The organism is Kitasatospora sp. NPDC085879 (assembly GCF_040686255.1).
GTDB lineage: Bacteria > Actinomycetota > Actinomycetes > Streptomycetales > Streptomycetaceae > Kitasatospora.
Genome location: NZ_JBFBJZ010000157.1, coordinates 1 through 5,408, shown reverse-complemented (window position 1 = coordinate 5,408; position 5,408 = coordinate 1). Strand labels below are relative to the sequence as shown.

Below are 5,408 nucleotides of genomic sequence, written 5' to 3'. Positions count from 1 at the left end.
GGGTGGGGGGGGGGGGGCCGCGGGGGGGGGGGGGGCGGGGCCCCCACCGCGGGGCGCCTACTCGGCGCCGCTGATTCCGGGGGCGACGAAGCGCCGGTGCAGCGGGGTGAAGGTGACTTCGGGGGCGCCGGTGATACCGGCCTTCTCGACGGCCGGCGTCAGCCGCTGGGCGAGGAACGCCTCGAAGGCCTGCTGGGACTCCCACACGTCGGTCACGTGCAGGCCCTGCGCGCCGAACCAGGCCACGTGGACCTGGCCCCCGGCCGCCGGGATCTCCTCCCAGTCCACGGCGTCACGCACCGTGTTGTACTGCTCCGGCGTGACCCCGGCCCAGTGCATCGACATCACCACAGCCATGTTCGTCTCCCTTTCCAGTAGCGGAACACCGGTCAGGCACCAGCCAACAACCACCCGCCGCCGCCCGCACTCCCACGGCGACCGGCGGTGTCCCCCGGCCGGAATCCGGCCCGTCCATCGTCCCGCCGCACTCACCGGGCGGGGCAGAGCGTGCGGACGCGCGACCGACGTGGGAGGACGGCTCCGAACGCCCGGTACACAATGCGCCCGGGCGCCACGGGCCTGGTTGTGAGGGGCCCCGGCCCGTGCCTGCGTGGGGCAGGCACGGGCCGGGCCGGGCGGGGACGGTTCAGTAGGGCAGGACGCGGACCGGGCGGCAGCCGGAGAAGTGGTAGGTGCGGCCGTCTGTGGGGTCGGTGTAGGAGCCCTGGACGCAGGCCTCGGTGTCTCCGGTTCCGAGGCCGGAGGTCTCGGTGTCGAAGTGCAGCAGCATGTCGAGGTCGCCGTCCTTCACCTCGGTGCCCGGGGTGTCGGTGTGTTCGACGACGTCGACGGGGTGGCCCTGGCCGTGCGGTTCGGTGCTGCCGCCGGGCCCGGCGAACACCACCCGGCGCGGGCCGAAGTGCACGGTGGGCACCTGGATGCGCGTCGCGCTGAAGGCGAGCGGCAGCCCCTGCCGCGGTGGTCAGCACTCCGACGGTGACCAAGACAATCTGACGGTCGGTCGGGAGAGCGCCTGCCCGGCCCCCCGCAGCCGAGCCACCGCACGGCCCTGCCGCGCCGGTCATTCGGGGGCATCCCTTGTCCCGTTCGAGGGACCGGGGCGGTCGAAGTCGGCGCACCGGGCCGGATCCGGGGAGGGTCCGGTTCGAGGAGGCCTCTGTGCGCCGTGCTGTCGCCCCGATCCTCGCGGGCCTCAGGACGTACCGCCGGCCACGCGGCCGTGCTGGTCGCGTCGGCCGGGGCCCGCTGCGTGATCGGGGTGGGGACTGCCGGGTGGCGGCGGGCCCGCCCTCGTCCCGGGGAGCGGTCGGATGAACGTGGTGGATGCGGGGCGCCCTGGGCGCCGGGCCGTTCTGGCCGCGTTGGGGATGGCGGCAGCCGCGGCGGCGGCGCCGGCGAGGCGGACCGGTGGCGCCGAGGGACCGCCGCCTGCGCCGCTCCCGGTGAAGCGGCAGATGCGGGGCCTGTGGATCGCCTGCCTGAACCACACGGACTGGCCGAGCCGGAAGCGGCTCGGCGCCGAGGAGATGCGGGCGGACTTCACGGCGATGCTGGACGCGGCCCGGGAGACCGGTTTCAACGCGGTCTTCGTCCAGGTCCGTCCGACGGCCGACGCGCTCTGGCCGTCCCCGTTCGAGCCGTGGTCGCAGTGGTTGACCGGGGTTCAGGGCCGGGACCCGGGGTGGGACCCGCTGGCCTTCATGGTCCGCGCGGCGCACGAGCGCGGTCTGGCCTTCCACGCGTGGTTCAATCCGTTCCGGATCGCGATCGACCCGGACCCGGCCCGTCTGGTGCCCGACCATCCCGCCCGGCGCCATCCCGAGTGGGTGGTCCGTTACGACGGCGAGCTGTACTACAACCCGGGGCTGCCCGCCGTACGGGAGTTCGTCCTGCGGGCCGTCATGGACGCCGTGTCCCGCTACGAGGTCGACGGTGTCCACATCGACGACTACTTCTACCCGTATCCCGCACCGAACGGCCGGGCCTTCCCCGACGACGAGGCGTTCGCCGCCGACGGCCGCGGCTTCACCGACCGTGCCGCGTGGCGGCGCGACAACATCGATCTGACGGTCCGTGAGCTGCGCGACCGCGTGCGGGCGGTCCGGCCGGACGCGGCGTACGGCATCAGCCCCTTCGGCGTCTGGCGCAACCACGCCTCGGACCCGGCGGGCTCGGCGACGACCGCGCTCCAGTCCTACGACGCCCAGTTCTGCGACTCCCGCGGCTGGGTGCGCAAGGGCTGGGTCGACTACATCGCGCCCCAGCTCTACTGGCACATCGGTTTCCCCGTGGCCGACTACGCCGTCCTGGCGCCGTGGTGGGCCGAGCAGGCCGCCGGCACCGGGACCCAGCTGTGGATCGGGCAGTCCGCCTCCCGGCCCGGTGCGCCGGGGCGTCCCGCGCCGTGGCAGGACCCGGGTGAGCTCTCGCGCCATCTGGCGCTCAACGCCACCCTGCCGGCGATCGGCGGCGACGTCTTCTTCAGCGCCCGGTCGGCGCGCGCCGACCGGATCGGCGCGATCCGCCGACTCGCGGCCGACCATTGGGCCCGGCCCGTGCTCGGACCGCTGCTGCCCCGTCTGGCGCACACCGCCCCGCCCGGGCCGCCGGTCCTCCGCCCCTCCCCCGACGGGCGTGGCCTGCTGATCTCGCCCTCGGCCGGCCGCGACCGGCCGAGGCCGTTCCAGTACGCCGTCTACGCCTACGACGCGGACCCGGGCGCCCGGCCGCCGGCCGACCCCGACCGGCTGACCGCCCTGCTTCCGGCCCTGACGACCGGCCACCACCGGCCGGCCGGGGCCGGAGCGGGCTCATGGTTCGCCGCCACCGCCGTCGACCGGGCCGGACGGGAGAGCCCGACCTGCGGCCCCGTTCGGCTCACGGTGGTGTGACGGACGGTCCGGGGGCGGACCTGTCTCACCCTCAGGTGGAGGGTTGCACGAGCACCTGCTCGCCCTCCCCGTGCGGCTCCTCGAAGTTCGTCAGGTAGCGGTCGAGCAGCTGCTCGTCGACGGTGACGGCGTTGGCGCCCGCCTCGCCGTTGCGGACGGCGAGGCAGCGCTCCAGTGTCGACCGGTCCGCCTTCAGGTGGACGAGTTCCCAGCGGCAGCCGTGGCTCTCGATCAGGGCCTTGTAGTCGTCGCGGGCGGCCCGGCTCCAGAAGCTGTAGTCCACCACGACGTCCCGGCCGGCCCGCATCAGTCGGATCAGCTCCTGCCGCTGCTCCCGGCGAACCTCTTCCTTGAGTTCGTCGAACCTGGCGGGCTCCAGGACGCGGCCGGGGTCGCGCTGCCCGATGCGCCGCCAGACCACCTCGTCGATCGAGAGCCGGACGTAGCCGCGGCGCACCAGGCCCATCGCGTGGGTGGTCTTGCCGGCCCCCGGAGGTCCGCACATCAGCACGACCGTGCTCGCTCGCTCTGCCATGGCGGCAAGACTACGGCCGGCCGCCGCGACCGGGCGTCAGACCGTCTCGGACGCCGGGGTGTGCTGCCGTCAGTACGCGAGGATCCGGGTGCAGCGCTGGTTCGTGCCCAAGGCCGTCGTCCCGTGGGCCGAGGTCGACGCGCTCTACGACGAGCAGCACGGCGCCGGAATCCGTGGCGATGCACGGTCAGTTCGGTCGAATTCGATCGGAATTGGTCACACCCTCGGCTACGGAATGGTCAAATTCCATACTGTTTCGTAGAACTGTTTGTCTGTTCACAGCCAAACTCGCAGTCGGCCACCCAGCAGCTACCGACTGGAGTACAGAGTGAGCCCCACCTCCTCTCCGCGCCGCCGTACCCTCACGGCCGGCGCCCTCGCGGCCACCGCCGCACTCGTCGCCGCCGGCGTCCAGGTCGCCACCGCGACCGCCGTCCCGGGCCGCGACACCGCGATCGCCAAGGCCAGGGCCAACGTCTCGCACAACGCCGAGCTCTTCGGCTTCGGCGCCGGCCAGGCCCTGCAGGTCAAGGACGTCGTCATCGACGCGGACGGCAGCCAGCACGTCCGCTTCGACCGCACGTACCAGGGCCTGCCGGTGGTCGGCGGCGACCTGGTGGTGCACCAGGACGCCCACGGCCGACTCAAGGACTCCTCGCGGGCCAAGGGCCACAACCCGGCCGTCAGGTCCACCGTCCCGAGCGTGCCCGCGCAGACCACCGCCGCGAAGGCGCTGGCCGCCGCGCCCGGCATATCGTCCGCCACCTCCCAGCCCGAGCTGGTCGTCTGGGCCGCCGACGGCACCGCCCGACTGGCCTGGCAGACCACCGTCAGCGGCCTGGGCAAGCAGGGCCAGCCCTCCGGCCGCGTCATCGTCACCGACGCCACCACCGGCGAGGAGATCGAGCACTTCGACGCCGAGCACGAGGCCTCCGGCACCGGCCGCTCCGAGTACACCGGCGACATCACGATCAGCACGACCCTGCAGTCCAACGGCCAGTACGCGCTGATCGACCCGGTCCGCGGCCACACCACCAAGGACGCGCACAACATCTCGTCGAGCGCGGTGAAGGCGAGCTCCGGCACGCTCTTCACCGACGCCGACAACATCTGGGGCGACGGCCGGAAGTTCTCCTCCGACCGCGCCACCGCCGCCGTCGACGCACACGCCAACACGGCCTGGACGTACGACTACTACAAGAACACCTTCGGCCGGAACGGCATCAAGAACGACGGCAAGGGCGCCACCGTCTTCGTGCACGTCGGCACCAACTGGGACAACGCCCAGTGGTCCGACGCCTGCTTCTGCATGATGACCGGCGACGGCGACGGCACCACCGACCCCGAGCAGGTCGACCTCGACACCATGGGCCACGAGATGACCCACGGCGTCACCAGCGCGACCGCCAACCTCCGCTACAGCGGCGAGTCCGGCGGCCTCAACGAGTCGACCAGCGACATCTTCGGCACCATGGTCGAGTGGTACGCCAACAACAGCGTCGACACCCCCGACTACCTGTTCAGCGACCAGTCGACCCCGCCGTGGCTGCGCCGCTTCGACAAGCCCTCACTGGACGGCCGCTCCGCCGACTGCTGGAGCAAGAAGGTCGGCCAGCTGGACGTGCACAACTCCTCCGGCGTCGGCAACCACTGGTTCTTCCTCGCCAGCGAGGGCAGCGGCAGCCGGACGATCAACGGCGTCACCTACAACAGCCCGACCTGCAACGGCTCCACCGTGACCGGCATCGGCAACCAGAAGATCGCCAAGATCTGGTACCGCGCGCTGACCGTCTACATGACGTCCACCACCGACTACAAGGGCGCCCGCACCGCGTCCCTGAACGCCGCCAAGGACCTCTACGGCGCCGGCAGCACCGAGTACAACGCGGTCGCCGCCGCCTGGAGCGCCGTCAGCGTCTCCTGACCCACCTGCGCCGGGCCGCCGACCCCTGGGGGTCGGC

At 72.7% G+C, this 5,408-nt stretch carries 6 protein-coding genes; 3 read left to right on the top strand and 3 right to left on the bottom strand.

Going from position 1 to position 5,408, the window contains the following annotated elements; all coding sequences use genetic code 11:
• Window positions 1-57: 57 nt before the first annotated feature.
• Together AB0P35_RS41475 and AB0P35_RS41470 are read right to left on the bottom strand one after the other, a co-directional pair.
• Window positions 58-357 (bottom strand): hypothetical protein, encoded by a 300-nt coding sequence (locus AB0P35_RS41475; RefSeq protein WP_179419829.1) that lies wholly within the window; start codon window positions 355-357, stop codon window positions 58-60.
• A 289-nt stretch (window positions 358-646) separates the two neighbouring features.
• Window positions 647-934: a hypothetical protein gene (locus tag AB0P35_RS41470; protein ID WP_363521648.1), complete on the bottom strand. Its 288-nt coding sequence runs from the start codon at window positions 932-934 to the stop codon at window positions 647-649.
• A 541-nt stretch (window positions 935-1,475) separates the two neighbouring features.
• On the opposite strand from AB0P35_RS41470, the gene AB0P35_RS41465 reads away from it, so the two are divergent.
• Complete coding sequence (locus AB0P35_RS41465) at window positions 1,476-2,912, top strand: family 10 glycosylhydrolase (protein ID WP_363521646.1); 1,437 nt, start codon at window positions 1,476-1,478, stop codon at window positions 2,910-2,912.
• A gap of 31 nt (window positions 2,913-2,943) precedes the next feature.
• On the opposite strand, the gene AB0P35_RS41460 is transcribed toward AB0P35_RS41465, so the two are convergent.
• A complete protein-coding gene (locus tag AB0P35_RS41460; RefSeq protein WP_363521644.1) occupies window positions 2,944-3,447 on the bottom strand; it encodes an ATP-binding protein in 504 nt (167 codons plus the stop codon).
• A gap of 88 nt (window positions 3,448-3,535) precedes the next feature.
• Here AB0P35_RS41460 and AB0P35_RS41455 point away from each other — a divergent pair, with 88 nt between their 5' ends.
• Window positions 3,536-3,709 carry a hypothetical protein gene (locus AB0P35_RS41455; protein ID WP_363521641.1) on the top strand — a complete coding sequence of 58 codons (174 nt, stop codon included), beginning with the start codon at window positions 3,536-3,538 and terminating at the stop codon, window positions 3,707-3,709.
• A gap of 66 nt (window positions 3,710-3,775) precedes the next feature.
• Window positions 3,776-5,371 (top strand): M4 family metallopeptidase, encoded by a 1,596-nt coding sequence (locus AB0P35_RS41450; protein ID WP_363521638.1) that lies wholly within the window; start codon window positions 3,776-3,778, stop codon window positions 5,369-5,371.
• The last annotated feature ends 37 nt before the right edge of the window (window positions 5,372-5,408 follow it).